Annotated in this window: 13 protein-coding genes and 4 pseudogenes; 11 read left to right on the plus strand and 6 right to left on the minus strand. The window is 67.7% G+C overall.

What is annotated here, in order from left to right; all coding sequences use genetic code 11:
* The first annotated feature begins 184 nt into the window (after window positions 1-184).
* A protein-coding gene (locus tag ACIQ6Y_RS32330) for an IS5 family transposase (protein WP_404044369.1) occupies window positions 185-1002 on the plus strand; the annotation gives its coding sequence in 2 pieces (ribosomal slippage) (window positions 185-545 and window positions 545-1002; 819 coding nt in all).
* Window positions 1003-1572: 570 nt separating this feature from the next.
* On the opposite strand, the gene ACIQ6Y_RS32335 is transcribed toward ACIQ6Y_RS32330, so the two are convergent.
* From ACIQ6Y_RS32335 to ACIQ6Y_RS32345, 3 genes are read right to left on the minus strand one after another with little or no spacing between them, the layout of a single operon-like run.
* A complete protein-coding gene (locus tag ACIQ6Y_RS32335) occupies window positions 1573-2064 on the minus strand; it encodes an SUKH-3 domain-containing protein (protein WP_404044371.1) in 492 nt (163 codons plus the stop codon).
* A gap of 44 nt (window positions 2065-2108) precedes the next feature.
* Window positions 2109-2483, minus strand: coding sequence for a hypothetical protein (locus ACIQ6Y_RS32340; RefSeq protein WP_404044374.1), 375 nt, complete (start codon window positions 2481-2483; stop codon window positions 2109-2111).
* Window positions 2444-3001, minus strand: coding sequence for a nucleotidyltransferase domain-containing protein (locus tag ACIQ6Y_RS32345; RefSeq protein WP_404044377.1), 558 nt, complete (start codon window positions 2999-3001; stop codon window positions 2444-2446). Before ACIQ6Y_RS32345 ends, ACIQ6Y_RS32340 begins: the two co-directional genes overlap by 40 nt.
* A gap of 227 nt (window positions 3002-3228) precedes the next feature.
* On the opposite strand from ACIQ6Y_RS32345, the gene ACIQ6Y_RS32350 reads away from it, so the two are divergent.
* The 3 genes and pseudogenes from ACIQ6Y_RS32350 (at window position 3229) to ACIQ6Y_RS32360 (ending at window position 5967) form a co-directional block, all read left to right on the plus strand.
* Window positions 3229-3684 carry a hypothetical protein gene (locus ACIQ6Y_RS32350; protein ID WP_404044380.1) on the plus strand — a complete coding sequence of 152 codons (456 nt, stop codon included), beginning with the start codon at window positions 3229-3231 and terminating at the stop codon, window positions 3682-3684.
* A gap of 15 nt (window positions 3685-3699) precedes the next feature.
* Complete coding sequence (locus tag ACIQ6Y_RS32355; RefSeq protein ID WP_404044382.1) at window positions 3700-4983, plus strand: hypothetical protein; 1284 nt, start codon at window positions 3700-3702, stop codon at window positions 4981-4983.
* Between the two features lie 137 nt (window positions 4984-5120).
* Window positions 5121-5967 (plus strand): annotated as a pseudogene (locus ACIQ6Y_RS32360) (IS5 family transposase).
* Window positions 5968-6113: 146 nt separating this feature from the next.
* On the opposite strand, the gene ACIQ6Y_RS32365 reads toward ACIQ6Y_RS32360, so the two are convergent.
* Together ACIQ6Y_RS32365 and ACIQ6Y_RS32370 are read right to left on the minus strand one after the other, a co-directional pair.
* Window positions 6114-6563, minus strand: a complete 450-nt coding sequence (locus ACIQ6Y_RS32365) for a hypothetical protein (RefSeq protein WP_404044384.1) — start codon at window positions 6561-6563, stop codon at window positions 6114-6116.
* A gap of 655 nt (window positions 6564-7218) precedes the next feature.
* Window positions 7219-7935, minus strand: coding sequence for a hypothetical protein (locus ACIQ6Y_RS32370; protein ID WP_404044387.1), 717 nt, complete (start codon window positions 7933-7935; stop codon window positions 7219-7221).
* A gap of 304 nt (window positions 7936-8239) precedes the next feature.
* On the opposite strand from ACIQ6Y_RS32370, the gene ACIQ6Y_RS32375 reads away from it, so the two are divergent.
* From ACIQ6Y_RS32375 to ACIQ6Y_RS32385, 3 genes and pseudogenes are all read left to right on the plus strand, one after another.
* Window positions 8240-9010 carry a transposase family protein gene (locus ACIQ6Y_RS32375; RefSeq protein WP_404044390.1) on the plus strand — a complete coding sequence of 257 codons (771 nt, stop codon included), beginning with the start codon at window positions 8240-8242 and terminating at the stop codon, window positions 9008-9010.
* Window positions 9011-9024: 14 nt separating this feature from the next.
* Window positions 9025-9413: pseudogene (locus tag ACIQ6Y_RS32380) on the plus strand (serine hydrolase); the annotation flags it as partial.
* A 280-nt stretch (window positions 9414-9693) separates the two neighbouring features.
* Window positions 9694-10451, plus strand: a pseudogene (locus tag ACIQ6Y_RS32385) (transposase family protein).
* A gap of 103 nt (window positions 10452-10554) precedes the next feature.
* Here the strand turns inward: ACIQ6Y_RS32385 and ACIQ6Y_RS32390 are convergent.
* On the minus strand, window positions 10555-10896 hold the full coding sequence (locus ACIQ6Y_RS32390) for a hypothetical protein (protein WP_404044391.1): 342 nt from the start codon (window positions 10894-10896) through the stop codon (window positions 10555-10557).
* Window positions 10897-11747: 851 nt separating this feature from the next.
* Here ACIQ6Y_RS32390 and ACIQ6Y_RS32395 point away from each other — a divergent pair.
* The 4 genes and pseudogenes from ACIQ6Y_RS32395 (at window position 11748) to ACIQ6Y_RS32410 (ending at window position 15473) form a co-directional block, all read left to right on the plus strand.
* A complete protein-coding gene (locus tag ACIQ6Y_RS32395) occupies window positions 11748-11870 on the plus strand; it encodes a hypothetical protein (RefSeq protein ID WP_404044394.1) in 123 nt (40 codons plus the stop codon).
* Between the two features lie 153 nt (window positions 11871-12023).
* Window positions 12024-12446 carry a TipAS antibiotic-recognition domain-containing protein gene (locus tag ACIQ6Y_RS32400; RefSeq protein ID WP_404044397.1) on the plus strand — a complete coding sequence of 141 codons (423 nt, stop codon included), beginning with the start codon at window positions 12024-12026 and terminating at the stop codon, window positions 12444-12446.
* 395 nt (window positions 12447-12841) lie between these two features.
* Window positions 12842-14112: pseudogene (locus ACIQ6Y_RS32405) on the plus strand (IS701 family transposase).
* A 779-nt stretch (window positions 14113-14891) separates the two neighbouring features.
* A complete protein-coding gene (locus ACIQ6Y_RS32410) occupies window positions 14892-15473 on the plus strand; it encodes a hypothetical protein (RefSeq protein WP_404044399.1) in 582 nt (193 codons plus the stop codon).
* Window positions 15474-15480: the final 7 nt, after the last annotated feature.

Here is a 15480-nt window from a genome sequence, read left to right on the forward strand (position 1 = left end):
GCGGGATCCTTGTCGCCCTTCTGCCGGTTCCACCGGACCGTGACGGCGACCAGGTGCAGGGGGTCGCCCAGGTCGTTGGCGTAGGCGACGCGTTCCTCCTTCGTCCACGCGGAAGCGCCTAACTGGCTCTAACAAAAGCGGGTTGATCATGTGGCTGTCTGCTTGATCGTTCGTTGATGTGGTCATGGGGAAGCGTCAGTCGCGGCCGTGGATCGTGTCGGACGAACTGTGGTCGCTCATCGAGCCGTTGCTGCCCGAGCCGCCGCCGAAGCAGGCGGAGGGACGGCCTCGAGTGCCCGACCGGCAAGCTCTGTGCGGGATCCTGTTCGTCCTGCACACGGGCATCCAGTGGGAGTATCTGCCTCAGGAGCTGGGCTTGGGGTCGGGCATGACGTGCTGGCGCCGGCTGGCGGCCTGGAACGAGGCCGGCGTCTGGGACCAGCTGCACCAGTTGCTGCTGAACAAGCTGCGGTCGAAGAACCAGCTGGACTGGTCCCGGGCGGTGATCGATTCCTCCCACGTCCGGGCCGCACGCAGAGGCCCAAAAGCGGACCCAGCCCGGTCGACCGCGCACGACCGGGCAGCAAGCACCACATCATCACCGACGGGCAGGGCATCCCGCTCGCGGTGTCGCTGACCGGCGGGAACCGCAACGACGTCACCCAGTTGCTGCCCCTGCTGGACAAGATCCCAGCGGTCGCGGGAGTCGTCGGTCGGCCGCGTCGGCGGCCCGGCATGCTCTTCGCCGACCGCGGCTACGACCACGAAAAGTACCGCCGGCTGCTGCGGCAGCGCGGCATCCGGCCGGTGATCGCCGAGCGGGGACAGCCGCACGGCACCGGCCTGGGCACCTTCCGCTGGGTCGTCGAGCGCACCATCTCCTGGCTGCACGGCTTCCGCCGCCTGCGGATCCGCTGGGAACGACGCGACGACATCCACGAAGCGTTCCTCGGACTTCCCGTCTGCCTGATCACCCACCGCCACGTCCAACGCCTTTGTTAGGGCCAGTAAGTCCCAGGCTTCGGCCAGGGGGACGAGGTGGTCGATGTCCAGATTCCCGTCGCGGTACTCGTTGTCGTAGTAGGAGTACCAGCGGCCGCCGTCGAGTTTGCACCGGCCGGTCGTGGCAGGCTCGTCCACGGCCTCCTCGAGGAGGACCTCGGCACGGGTATTGCATCCGTCACGTCGGCGTCGATCCACGTGCCGAAGGAGTTGATCCTGTGGTAGCCGTCGCGGCTCTCCGCCGCGACCGGCAAGGCAGCCACGGCGTCCTGCAGCGGTAGTCCCTCCACAGCGCGGCTCGCCGCCGACGCCTCAGCGGACACGGGCACGGCCGCACCCAACAGCGCCACTCCCGCGCCAGCCACCAGAATGCCCCTCAGACTGCGTTTGCGCATCGCTTTCGCCTCTCGTGATCAGCAGTTGATGATCACGAGAAGTAGCGGATTCCCCATGCCTCCATCGGCCTCACAGCGCCGAACCCCCCAAACGGCAGGCAGGACTTCACCGCAGAAACGAACCAGCGTGAGCGTCACACGCGCGCCCGGCCACCGGTCACCAGGCCAGAACCGGCTACCTGTGTTCCTCGTCGATCCTGCGGGGCATCACACCGACGATCAGATTCTCCAGGGCGTGCGGCATTGCCCCGAAGCTAGCGACCCAGGTCTCGACAAGGTAGATCTCACTGCCCTCATCGATACCGAGAAAGAATCGGCCGTGATCGAGCTCACCGAGCGGGAAGAGCTCTCTGCCCAGGACGTCGCTCCACTCGGAGAACCGGGCGTCCTCTCCCCATGCCAGCTCCGGGTTCAGTTCGAATGGCTCGCGGGCGCAGCTGATGCCCGGGCCACCGATGTTCACGGTCAGTCCCCCGAACTCCTGGAGGAACGTCTGCGCAGCATCGTGCATGACGATGCCGACACCTTCGAACATGGACCGCCAGCCAGCCGTGTCGACCCACCTGCCAGTCGTCCATCCCGAAGCCTCCAGGACCTTAAGCACCTCTGGCGACCATTCGCTCATGACAGACCCAGCTCCCGCCAACTTGAAGGAGAAGGCGATCATCTCAGCAGCTGAGCCGACGGCTGTACCTGTGCACCCCGAGGCCATCACTCCCGGAAGGCAGCGGCGTGCGGGCCAGGCTCGACGATCAAAGCGTCCAGCGGGCGCGTGCGAGTCGGATGGACTCCCTCCACCCAGCAGTCTCCGCGGGTGACGCAGTACGGGATTCCCGCATGGCCCCGCCACTTCCAGTTGATCCACCAGCGGGGTTCACTGCGGTGTCCCGCGAGGCGCCGCGGGGTGGGCAGGCGGCTGCCGGCCAGGTCGACGTCGTCGAGGTCGGCGCCGCGGCCCTGCAAATAGGCCATGCCCGCCAGCGCCGCACGGCGCAGCGGGCTGTCTTCCTGCCACCGGTGGAAGGCCCACTGCATGTCCGGGTCCGTCAGCAGGCCGCTGTCGTGCGGCGCGTCGGGCAGGACCACGCGGGAGATGGCAATGAATCCCTGCTCCGCGAGATCAGCTCCGCGCGGACAGGGCGGGGGATGTAGCGGTCCAGGCCCTCGAATGCGTCGATCATGTCGTGGCGCTCAGCCCGGCCCGCCAGCGGGTCCTCAAGGATCCCATGCAGCACAGCAAGCGCCTCGTCGAGCATGTCGCCCCGCCGCCACAGAGGGAGCATGACCGTGCCCTCGGCCTGAAGCTGCTCGCGTACCGAGTTGTCGAACTGGAACTGCAACCCGCGCGAGGAACCTGCGAGAGCACGGCGAAGCGGCGCGTAGGGGTTGCCCCGGCCCGAAAGCAGGTACTGCACGACAACTTCGTTCATACGCTCGTCGGGCTCAAACTGCACGGCGACGTCGACGTCGTGCGGCTCGGCGGCCCCCCGGGCGAAGCTCCCGAACAGCCACACCTGCTGCACCAGGCTCAACGGCCAATCATCGCAGCTGTCCAGCTGGTGCAGCATCGCCTCGACCAACTCAACAGCTCGCGCCCGCTTCACGTTTGAGCCACCCCTCTTCTGTACCCGGCACCAGCGTAGAACCCGCACCGGGGCCAGGCACCACTGTTGACGGGGCGAGCGCACCCGACGGCCCTCGGGTTTTTCCGGCAGGCCGAACGGGAAGCCTCTGCCTGACTTCGGCTGATGGCGTGCGACTGCGGCCACACGCTTGGCCACCCAGGTGCGACAGAGCCGCACAGCGAGGCGCGAACGGGCTGGGGGACGAGGTGACATCTGTACCGGCGCCGTTCGGCGGGCCGAGTGCGTGGGACGGGAGGTCGCTGCGGGAGGACGACCGCCTGGTCACCGTGGCACCCGAGTGGGCCGAGAAGCTGAGGGCCGCGGCTGACTGGTCGGCGCCGGTGCTGTCGGCACCATCTGGTGGGCCGCCCGTATCAGCTCCCGCTGACCTCGTTCCCCAGGTCACACGCCGCCTGCGCGAGGGCCCCGGGGCCGTGGTGGTGCGCGGACTGCCCATCGAGGCGGAATGCGTCGCCCTGCGCCGTTCGTTCTGCGCGTTCCTGGGCACGCCACGGCCGGTCGACTCCAGCATCCATGCCCTGGTCACCGCCGCCCCGCTGTCCGCGGACAACAGCGTCGTCCTCCACGGCATAACCGAGTTCACCGACGCTTCGCGCGATCCGCGGCATCAACGGTGCCTGGTACGCGTATGGCTCGACTGAGAGGGTGGAGGAAGGGTGATCCTCGACGCGGAGCAGGACCGCATGCGGGTCTGGCAGTACGCCGAAAGATTTCTGGGAGTGGGGACACGCAGCTACAGCGCCTTCTCGGAGCATCTCGACATCGACGACGCCTATCACCCGCAAAGCGGCCATACCTGCTTCACCGTACCGACGTTCTGGGTGCCCGACAGCCTCGGCCAGTTCTTCCGCAACGGTGTCACCACGGACCTGTGCGATCTCTACCAGAAGGGTGACCGCTTCCTTCTCCCCGTCCACCCCGAGGCGCTGACCTGCCACTCTCTTCCCGGCCGGGACCTCCTTCGCACAGTCGAACGCGGTCCTGACGCGGTGGTGGTGCCGTCCGCCAACGCCCGAACGGTGTTCGTCGAGCGCCTGGGCGATGAAGCGGTACCCGCCCACTTCGTCAAACTGCACTACCCGAAACGCCTGTCACGCTTCACTCGCCGACTGCGCCGTCCGACCCTCCTGCTCCATCTGTGGGTCACGGACGAGCTGATGAACGCGGGCCTACCGGTCCTGCCCGAAGTGGCCGCCGGTGTGCTGGGCGACGATCCCGACCATGCCTGGGGATTCCTGATCCGCGAAACCGTCGCCCGTACCGGCACCGCGGTCGGCGATGACAACAGCTCATCGCGGAGAGCTGGAATCGGCGCATGTCCGCCCGATTACACCGTGCCGCTCTTCGCTCTCTACGGCACGGACTTCAAACGCCCCAACGACCCGACCCTGCTCGAACAACTCGTGACCCGCGGCACCGAAGAACCCGCACAATGGATCCGCCGCCGCGTGATCGACCCCATGGTTCAGCTGTGGCTGAAAGCCGCGAAGAGCACGGGGTGCACGCTGGAACTGCACGGTCAGAACACCCTGTTCTCCTTCGACGCCGACGCGCGCCGCAGCGCCGTCCTCTACCGCGACTGCGCCATCTACGTCGATCCGCACGTCAGAAGGGAGCTGGGGCTCTCCCGCACGCTGCCCCCGGCCAACGTCCTGTGCCGTGACATCCTCATGCCCAGGGAGAATGTCTACAGCCTGACGTACGACAGCTTCATGGGGCATCACGCGCTGCACCGCCTGGCAGAGGTCGCCCAGGAACGACTCGGTGTCGCGCCCTATCTGCTCCAGCAGGCGGCGGTGGAGTCGTTCGCCCGGCACGGTGGAACCGCTGTCCCGCTGCCCGCCAGCGTCTTCTACTACGACAACCAGCTCCACCCCGCGTCCCAGTGGCGCCTCGTCGACACCGGCCGGCCACCCGTATGGCGCCCCTCCCCGGCCTGACCGCCGCCGTGTGGTCCCCGGTATGGAGCTCGACCGGATGCTTGTGCTGATCAAGGGCATCCCGGACATCCGTATCCGTGTATACGCCACCGTCCACCAGGGCAACGCTCACCCGTGGGCAGCGAGCAGCTGACCCGATGGGGTGGCGCCGTCCTGTTGGACACCCCTCCGACACCACCATTGCCGAGTGGGCCCTGATCGAGCCGTTGCTGCCGGTCCCGGCCTGCGAGACGAAGAGTGGTGGTCACCTGGAGTAGTGGCCGCGGCGGGACATCGCGGACGCTATCCGCTACATCGTCGACAACGGCCCCAAATGGCGGGCCTTACCTGCGGATTTCCCGCCCTGAGAGACCGTTTACAGGTTCTTCTGGCGGTGGAACCGGGCCGGGGTTGTGGCCTGGATTCGCGAACAGCTTCGTCGCCAGATCCGCACCCGGCAGGGTCGGTATCCACACCCGGTGACGCTGATCGTCGATTCCCAATCCGTGAAGGCCGCCTCCATCGTCGGCAAGAAAACCCGCGGCTACGACGCCGGGAAGAAGATCAATGGCCGGAAGAGACACATCGCAGTCGACACGATCGAGCTGCCCGTGATGATCACGGTGACGCCTGCCGACAAGACCGATCGCGACGCCGCCCGCGAACTGCTCTGGCGCCTGCGGCTCACTCAGCCGCAGATCACCCAAGTGTGGGCCGACTCCGCCTACGCCGGCAAGCTCGTGAAACTGGGCCGACGACCGCCTCCGGCTCACCCTGCGAACCGTCTCCCGGCCCAGGGGCGCGAAGGGCTTCGTCGTCGTCCCCCGCCGCTGGAAGGTCGAGCGCACCATCAGCTGGACCATGAACGCCCGCCGCAACGCACGTGACTACGAACGACTGCCCCAGCACTCCGAAGCCCACCTGAACTGGGCACTCATCACGGTGATGACGCGACGTCTGGCCCGCAAAGAGCCCCGCACCAACAGCTGGACGAGGAAGTCCTGATGGATCCGCGACCGCACCAAGCGGTCCCAGCTCGACACGGGTCTGCGCAGGCGGGACAACGAGGGCCGCGTGGCGCGCGTCGCGCGGCCTCGTTGTCCCGCCTGCGCAGACCGTCAGCAGTGGCGACGCACCCAGCCGCCCGGCTGTCAGGCGCGTGGGGCCTTGACGGTCACAGTGACCTTCCACGGGTCAACGGTGCCAGGGCAGACAGCGTCATCCTCGACCGGCGTGCACGTCGCTTCCGCAACGAGGTCGGCCATACCCTCACTCACAGCCTTGAAGCGGGTGATGCCGTCGCCCCCGGTCTCGTCGCCCCCGTCGGCGTCGGGAGCCACCACAGCCTCGTCAGAGCTCTTGGGCTCACCGTAGGTGTACTCCAGGCCGTTCTCCACGAGCTTGTCGAGCCTGACCTGCACACTTTGGCCGACAGTGGCGTCCGCGGTCCCGTTGGACGCGGGCGCGGCGGAGTCGTTGGTCAGCCTCAGGGCGGCCACCGGGTCCGCCGGGGGCTCCGGGTCGGTGCCGGGGAGCGCTGCCGGAGCGGTGAATGCGGTGGCCGCGAGCGCGGTAGCGGCGAGCAGGGTCCTGCCGAGCATGGAGATTCTCCTTGATCATGGGGTGGACGGGACCAGCTAAGCGCCGCCCCTGCAAACCAGCACCAATCACCACGGACCGATTCACCCGAACGGCCGCCCACCGCCTGACAGGAGCCAGACTCTCGGTTGAAAAACACCTACTTACGCTGGCCGCATCTGCTTTGTCCCTCTCTGCGCTGGCCGCCGGTCCATCTGCCGGTGTCCCGATGTCTCCCAGTAATGACCAGCCGGTGCAGTGTGCGGTCGGCGGGGACCTCAGCGGCATCATCATTGTGGGCTGCGTTCCCATGGAGCCGCTCCTGAAGCAGGCGCGCGTCCCCGTCGGTGCTTCGGCCACATCACAGGCGAGCGTTGAAACCGCCCTGGACGGCGGTGCGTTCGGGTTTACCCCCAGCACCGGTGCTCACAAGTACGCGTGGGGACCGTACGACCGCCACCGGTCGTACGGTCCCCACGCCGTGCCGGACGGGCAGACAGACCGCAAGACGATGCCGTTGGTGCGCGCGACGAACTGGCCCTCGAGGGCGTTCTGCTGCTCGAAGTACGGCGCGGTCACCGGCGGCGAGGACCAGGCGCTAACACAGCGCTCCTTGGCCAGGTGCCCGGTCCCGATCCGACGGTGATGGGCGAGCGGGGCGGCCGGCTATCGCCGCTGTCAGGAAGGAATTCCTCCCTGGCTGATGTTCATGCCCCGCAGGACGGCGCGGTCGTCCTCGCTCGTCCCGTCCGGCACCGGGCTGCTCAGCGGGCATTCCTCGGCGGCGGGCAGGGGGTGGCGGGGCGTCGGGGTGAAGCCGATCGCCCTGGTCGGGCTGTAGAGGGCGCCGCCGGCGGGTGAGCCGTCAGGATTGGTGCTCTGAGGCGGCGGAGGGAACTGGTCGAGGCGGGCGGCCCACTGCGCCGGCTGGTGGTTGGTGGCCAGGATGAACGGGCCGGGATGGCCGCTGCATTGCTCGAAGGTCAGCATCAGAGGCTGGGACCAGGTATCCATGATCTGGCCGTTGACGTTCTGCAGACGGCCCGTGCCGGTGTCGCCGTTGTCCGGTGCGGTGAGGGAGACCTTGCCGAACATCGGATAGTGCCCGGACATCGAGAAGTCGGTGACCCGGTAGGTGGCCTCGGGCCCGTTGACTCGGGTGATCTCCACCGTCCGCCGCCCGGTGAACGTCACCTTCGGCAGCGGCGGCGGCAGGCTGACCATCAACGTGGTGTCGTACGCGTTGAGGCTCAGGCTGAAGCGCTGCCCGACGGTGAAGGACGGAGCGCTGCTGGCCGGGCCAGGTGCCGCGGCAGCGGCCCCGCCCAGGACAGCGAGGACGGTAGCCACCGCTGCACTGCCCAGCAGGCGACGGCTGATCGAGGAGGCGTTCATGGCTGCATTGTCGAACCGCAGGACGCCGGTGCCGACGCAACCCGCGCGCAGATCATTCGTCTGAGCGAGCGGCTGGCACGCCGGGCTAACTGAACTATCCACTGCCTCCCCGCTCGCACCGGCCCGGCAGCCCGTGGCTGGGTCGACGCCCTGCGCAACCGTGGCTCTGCAGAACCGGCAATCGCTGCCTCGCAAAGCCCACTGCCAAGCCACTGCTGACAGAGAGCTCGATGCGTACGCGATCCTCCACCGTGGCGCGTCTAAAGGGTGTTGCAGAAGGCCGTGAACTGGGCATCTCCATTGTATGCCGGGGGTGTTGAGGGCTGAGCGGGTGTGGGTGGAGACGTTCACCGGGCTGCGGGTCGATCAGTTCGGCCGGTTACTGAAAGCGGTCCGGGAACGTGGTGGCGAAGGCTGCGGCTGGGGTCGGCCGTGGCGGCTGCCGCTGGCCGAGCGGGTGCTGCTGGTGGCGGTGTACTACCGCACGAACCTCACCATGCGGCAGCTCGCCCCGCTGTTCGGTGTCTCTCCGGCGACCGTGTGCCGGGTGATCCAAAGGCTCGGCCCGCTGCTCGCGATCGAGTCGGCCCGCGCCTCCCAGGACGCAGTCGAGCGGCTGTGGATCGTGGACGGCACCCTGGTCCCGGTCCGCGACCGCAAGGTCGGAGCCTCGTCCCGCAACTACCGGTTTTCGGCGAACGTGCAGGTCATCGTGGACGCCGAGACACGCCTGGTGGTGGCCACCGCCCGCCCGGTGCCCGGTGACACGGCCGACGCGAAAGCCTGGCGGGACTCCGGCCTGGCCGCACACTGCGAGGGTGTGACGGTCCTCGGGGACGGCGCCTACATCAACACCGGCCTGATCGTCCCGCACCGCAAACGACCCGGACGCCCGCTATTGAGGGGCGAGGAAGAGGACAACGCGCAGCATCGCAAGGTCCGCGCTCGTGTCGAGCACACCTTCTCTCGCATGAAGAACTACAAGATCCTCCGCGACTGTCGGCAACGCGGCGACGGCCTTCACCACGCTGTCCAGGCCGTCGCCCGCATGCACAACCTCGCCCTCGCCGCGTGATCACACACGCCCGAACACCCTGGAACCCCAGCTGGGCCTGGGCAGCCGGCGCCATGATCTCCAACCTCCACGACCTGCGGCACTGGGCGAAAACCGTCGCCACCGCACCCTGCTACGACCGGAGACCCAGGCCCAGCGGCTGAAGATGCTGCCCACCGGCATCCCCGGCACCAGCTACGGCCTCGGCATCTTCAACAGCAGCGGCTGGATCGGCCACAACGGCTCCATCCCCGGCTACGAAACCGTCACCGTCTACCTCCCCTCACGCAAAGCCACCCTGGTACTGATGCTCAACACCGGCATCACCTACCAGGGACAGGAACCATCCTCACTCGTCGCCCGCGCCATCACCGAGATCGTGACGCCCGACAACATCTACGACCGCCCCGTCCCACCGCAGTAAACCCACCCAGGCGCGGGCAGCCCTGCGGGAAGCCCTCCCCCACTGCGCCCAGCAACACATCAACTGCCGTGAACTGCCGCAACACAGCCACCCAGCCAGGGCGGGCGCCCGGCGGGGGCGGAAGCCTGCCCGCCACCCAACGACTGCCCAGGCACCGTCGACAATGAGCTTTTTCAGAGTGGCCACCGATCGGGTGACGGTGGTGCGGGCGCAACGCACGAGGCACCCGTGCCGCTGAGAGAGGTGTTCGAAGTCTCAACTCATCAGCGCAGGAGCCTCGTTGGTTCCCTATCCTGCCGCACTCGACCTGCCACACGCCCTCGTCGAGTCGGTCACCATGCTCATCGTCACCCGCGAGGGTGACCGCCGCTGCAAGCTCCCGCCCCACCAGCGTGCGCTGGTCGCTCTGGTGTACCTGCGCAAGCACGACACCCTGGCCCAGATCGCTGCGGGCTTCGGCATATCGGTCGGCACCGCCCACGCCTACACCACCGCGGTGATCGACCTTCTGGCCGACCGGTCACCGGGCCTGCTGAAGGTCCTGCGCGAGACCGACCCGGAGTACGTTTTGCTCGACGGGACGCTCGCGGAGTGCGACCGGGTGGCCGACGGGCAGGCCGACTACTCGCACAAGCACCGCCGCCACGGTGTGAATGTGCAGGTCGTGACCGACCCGACCGGCCAGGTGCTGTGGATCTCCCCTGCCTTGCCCGGCCGGTGTCACGACCTGACCGCGGCCCGCACCCACCGCATCATCCGGATCTGCGAACGCCAGGGCGTCCCCATCCTGGCCGACCGTGCCTATACGGGCGCCGGCCCCTGGGTCACCACCGGACGCAAACGACCGCCCGGCGGACAACTCACCCCGACCCAACAGACGATCAACCGGGCCCTCGCGGCCTCCCCGCCTCCCGAACACCCGTCGACAGCGGCATGGCACGACTCAAGTCCTGGCGAATCTTCCGAAGATCGCGATGCAGCCCGAACCGCATGACGTCTATCGCCAAGGCCATCCTCACCCTGGAGAGGCAACGCTGAAAAACGCTCGCGGACCCAAATGACCTGCGTGACCTGGCCGGCGCGCTGCGGGACGTGCTCCGCATCCGAAACCAGGGCGACCAGGGCTGTCAGCCGGGACAAATCAGGAGATGCGGCCCATTATGTAGGCGGTGCCTACCCTGTCTTCCTCGGGTGAGTCCGCCTGGATCGCGAGACTCGGCCCGGCCGTGGTGAAGTCGAACCCGTTCGTCATCGGCTGCGTGCAGTCGACGCGCTTAGCTGTCTTGGCAGCGCCTGAGACGACCGTGAAGGTGACCGTGCCCTCCCCTGCGCACGCCACCTCCACCCGCAGGGCCGTGCCCGACTTGATGGTCTCGTCCAGGTTCTCTCCGGGCACCGCGAGGGAACCGGCCGAGACCAAGCCCGCCTCATCCGACTCCAGGCGATCCGTCATGTTAAGCAAGTCGCGAGCTTCCTTGTCCAACTGCTCCCTGCTGGACTGGGAGGGCGGCTGAGCTGTGGGAGCCGCGGCGGAGCTCGCCGCGTTCTCGGACTTCGAAGCCTTGGACGCCGTAGGCGAGTCAGAGCAAGCGGATGCCATGCCGGTAATCAGCGCGACGGCAGTCAGAGCACTGCCAGTGCGGCGGGTGAAGCGGTACAAGAGGTCCCCCGAAGTGCAGTCAGAAGCCAAGCAAACGTGCAGAGCAAGGTGATCATCCTGTGTGGACACCCGCGTCACCTCGGCAATCTGGGCATCGGCACCAGATTGGTACACAGGTTTGACGCGTTTCCCCCGCAAGAGGCGGTTCCCTGGTGGCCGCAAACATCCCGGGGGCCGCGGCGATGTGGGCAAGGAGGTGCGGCGGGAACTCACAGCGGCACTCACCCTCACGGTGACGATGAGCATCGTGACCCACTCGACCAGGGCGTGAGGCTTCGACCACTCCCTCAACAGTTACGGGTGCCTCACGCGTTGCGGCCCGCCCCCGCCAACAGCCCCGTCACCCGATCGGCGGCCACGCTGAAAAGGCTCAATGAGCCGACCAAGAAGCGCCGACAATGCAATTCGCCTCTGGCCGCAGTGCCGTGAGTCCCATCGCCCGTAGGGCGTGTACCGAAAGTGGATCTTGAGCTGTAAACGATCTCGCTTCTTGGTGGGGGAGATCTCACGGACGAACAGTGGGCGGGGCCGGAGCAGTTGTTGCCGAAGGGTACGAGGGTCGGGCGGCCACCCATTTGGCCTCGGCGGCAGTTGATCGACGGCAAACGGTTCCGGGTCCGAACCGGTGTTCCGTCGTGGAGACCGATCGACCGGCCGTCATGGAACCGGGCCCGGTGCCAGCCGAGCTCGTCCTGCCGCGCAAGGTCGCCGCGGGAATCCGGGCCGCGCGGTCGAGTGGCTGGACGCCCCGCTCCGACGGCTCGCCGTTCGATCTGCGCCTTTCCGCCGCCTGCTGACCGGGACGGAGCGCCGGATGGTCCAAGAAATGGTTTGCCGACCCGGTGGCTGCGTGTCACCGTTCGGTCTGGACCGGCAGTTGATCATCGGCGGCCGGTCGCTGTCGACATGTCGGCGGCCTCCCGGGGATCCACCGGAGAGGTGACGAAACGATGGGAACCGGTGCCGTGGGGAACAATTACGAGGACGAGTGTCGCCGGTCGTTGGCCGAGGAGCAGGCGAAGAGCCTTGCCGGGACCAACAACTGGGAACATGTGGACAGGGAGCGGGTCCACCAGGACTGGGACGTCCTGTACCGGGAGATCACGGCTTTCCTGAACAGCGGCTCCCTTCCAGGGGACCAGCAGATCCAGGAGCTCGTCCGCAGGCACTTCGACATCGTCAGCCGGTTCTACACCCCCTCCAGGAAGGCCTACGTCGGCATGTCGCTCTTCTACGCCGAGGACGAGGCCATGAGGGCGTTCCACGATTCCTACCACCCCGGGATGGTGGATTTCCTGGGCGCCGCGATCAAGGTGTTCGCCGAGCAGAGGAGCGGGTTCGCCCCCAGCGCAGGGGCCGAGACTTCGGCGTAGTCGAGCGACACGGGCCAGGACATGCATGGACGGGGTAGGTCCCGGGGCTGTCGCAGCCTCTGGGAGGAGGAGGCAGAAACCGAGGTCTCGGGCTGGTGCTGAGGCAACATCGTGAGTGAGGACGACTTCGTCCGCGTCTTCTGCGGGAGCGATCTGCCTGCGGCGCGGAACGTGGATCCCGCTGGGCGACACCGCGCATCACAGCCACTTGTTAATGGTCGCGACGAGGACGGTCGCCTCGTAGCGGACGGCGAGCTTGTCGTATCGCGTGGCGACAGCACGATGTCTCTTGAGGCGGTGATCCCGCACTCGACCGCGTGATGCTCGCGGTAGTCGGCCGGGTCGAATCGCGGCGGCCGGCGGCCGCGGGAGCCGAGCTTCCGGCGGTTGCGCGCCTGGTCGGGCCTTGTCTGGGATGGTGCAGCGGATCCCGCGTCGGCGCAGGTAACGCGGTTCTTGCGGGAGGCGTACGTAGGGATCAGCGGGCCAGGGGTGAGTGCTATCTGCGGGGCCTGATGCTCGACGGTCGGCGCAAGTCGATTCAGCCGATGGCCGGGCGTCTGCCGGACGGGAACGTGCAGGCCCTGCAGCAGTTCGTGAACCAGTCGCGGTGGGATCCGCTGCCGGTCAGGCAGCGGATCGCCGAACGGCTGTCCGGAGTCGTCAGGCCCGAGGTGTGGGTGATCGACGACGTGTCGTTCCCCAAGTACGGCAAGGCGTCGGTCGTGGTGGCCCGCCAGTACGGTGGAGCCGTCGGCAAACGGGCGAACGCCAGGTCGCAGTCAGTGTCCATGCCGCCACCGACACCACCTCGTGCCCGTTGGACTGGCAGTTGTATCTGCCACGGGAATGGACGGACGAGCCGGACCGCTGCCGCAGGGCAGGGGTCCGGCGAAAACGTGGTGCACCAGGAGAAGTGGCGCCTGGCGCTCGGCCTGCTGGACACACACCAAGTCCAGCTGACGGCACCGGTCGTGGTCGCCGACGCCGGCTACGGCGTCAGCACCCCGTTCCGGCTCGGTTCCCAGGAGCGAGGGCTGTCCTATGTTCTGGCCCTGAACGGCAAGGAAGTCGCTCACCCGGAGGATGCCGAGCCACACCGGCCCGCTTAACGCGGCCTCGGACCGCCCACCCTTGCCCGCTACCGCACCCCGCCGCGAGCCATCTCCATCCTCGCAGCGGAGGCGGGAGCACAGCGATTCACCGAGGTGACCTGGCGGCAGGGCAGCAAAGGCGCGATGACCTCACGGTTCACGGTGCTGACGGTGCGGCCCGCGGGCAAACAGGCACTGGCCGCCGCCCAGGAATCGGGCGGCGGCCGAAGCCGGCGGGACGGCGTCCTGCCCACCCAGACCCTGCTGGTCGAATGGTCCGACGGCCAGGACGCCCCGACCAACTACTGGATATCGAGCCTGCCGGCCACCACACCGATCGCTGACCTGGTGCGGTGGGCGAAGATGCGCTGGCGGATCGAACACAACTACCGCGACCTCAAGCATGGCCTGGGACTGGACCACTTCGAGGGCCGCACCTGGCGCGGGTGGCACCACCACGTCACCCTCGTCACCGCCGCGCAGGCATTCCTCACCCTCCGCAGGCTCGACCCAAAGTCGAGGCACCGGCCCGAGCCTCTACCAGACCCTCGACGCACTCCAAGACGTGCTGAGGTGCTGGACCGGCACCTGCCCCACCTGCGGCCGCCCCCTCAAAACCAGCAGAACCAGAACCTAACGAAGCACTACTAGCCACGACCCTGCCGTGCATGCGGCGCCGGGTTCCAGCTCGGGTCATCGGCCCCGGCCGTCGACTCAAGCGCTGCCCGAAGCCGGTCGGCCGGTGACCGGGGCGTGGCCCGTTCTCAGTCATTGCGTAGGGAGAGGCGAAGTGCCGTATTTGGGGCAGTACATGGCCTTGGAACCATCTGGCCGTTGCAGGCGCTCCACCTCCCGGTCCAACCGGCTGCGCCGTGCAGCCCCACAGGAGCGGCAGTGGACGGACCACGGTCGGGTGTACCCCCGAAAGGCCTCCACGGGCGCGTACCCCACATCCCGAACGAGCTGAATCGCCCCCCACTCGCGAACGCGCGCAGGTTGGCCAGATTGACCTGCAGCCGCACGTATTCGCCTCCACTTCGCCCGCCAAGCTGCCCGCCCAGGCCCTGGCGGGGCATCGCCACCCGCTACGAGAGGACCGCCACTGAGCCTCTTCCAACCTGACGGGCGGTTCAGCAGGGCGAGGGCGCCAAGTCCCTTGAACCTCCCCGGTCGGTAACCCGCCACGGACAGAGGCCGGACTTCCCAAGGCAGGGTCCGCCCCGGCGTCGGCGGTGCCAGGTTCTTCTCCTGAGCGACAGCCGCCCCCCGTCAGGCTGGAGCGGAGCCGGAGCCCGGGCCCGCGTGCCACCATGACTCCCGAGCGCTTCGCGACCGACGCAGGGGAGGGAACGTGGGCAGCACCACGTCCGCTAAATGGTCCGGCTGGCGCAGCCGGATTGTCGAGATACCGGGCGCAGGGGACGGAAAGCCGGTCCTCTTGGAGATCCGCGCGGGCTTCACCACGAGCTTCAACCTGTCGACCGTGCGCAAGGGTCCCTATTATCAGCGGGCACATGACACGCTCGTCACCATAGGCCGGACCGGGCCGTCGCACGTCGTCCTGCCGGCCGACTGCGACGCCCTCGCCATTTGGCGAATCACGGTGGGCAACGAGGGAGCCAGTGGCCTGGGCCGATGGAAGGTGCGCATCGTGGACAGCAACGCGCTGCCTCAGCTCCCGACCAAAACAACCCGGGGAAAGGGGACCCAGACCTTCGGCTATTTCAGCCCCAAACCGTACTTCGAATACGCCCCGGTGGTGTACTACGACTTCATCGACTCCCCCGGCACCATCATCTACACGCCGGCCGACGGCGGGAAGCAGCTGATCCGCTTCACCTCCGCTGCCACTCAGAAGGGCACCCTGCGCCTTCCGAAGCACGGATACGTCACCCTGTCCGAACACGGCAAGTGGCAAATCTCGGTGACCTGACCCCGCC

The organism is Streptomyces sp. NPDC096205, assembly GCF_044763135.1.
In the GTDB taxonomy this organism is placed as follows: domain Bacteria; phylum Actinomycetota; class Actinomycetes; order Streptomycetales; family Streptomycetaceae; genus Streptomyces.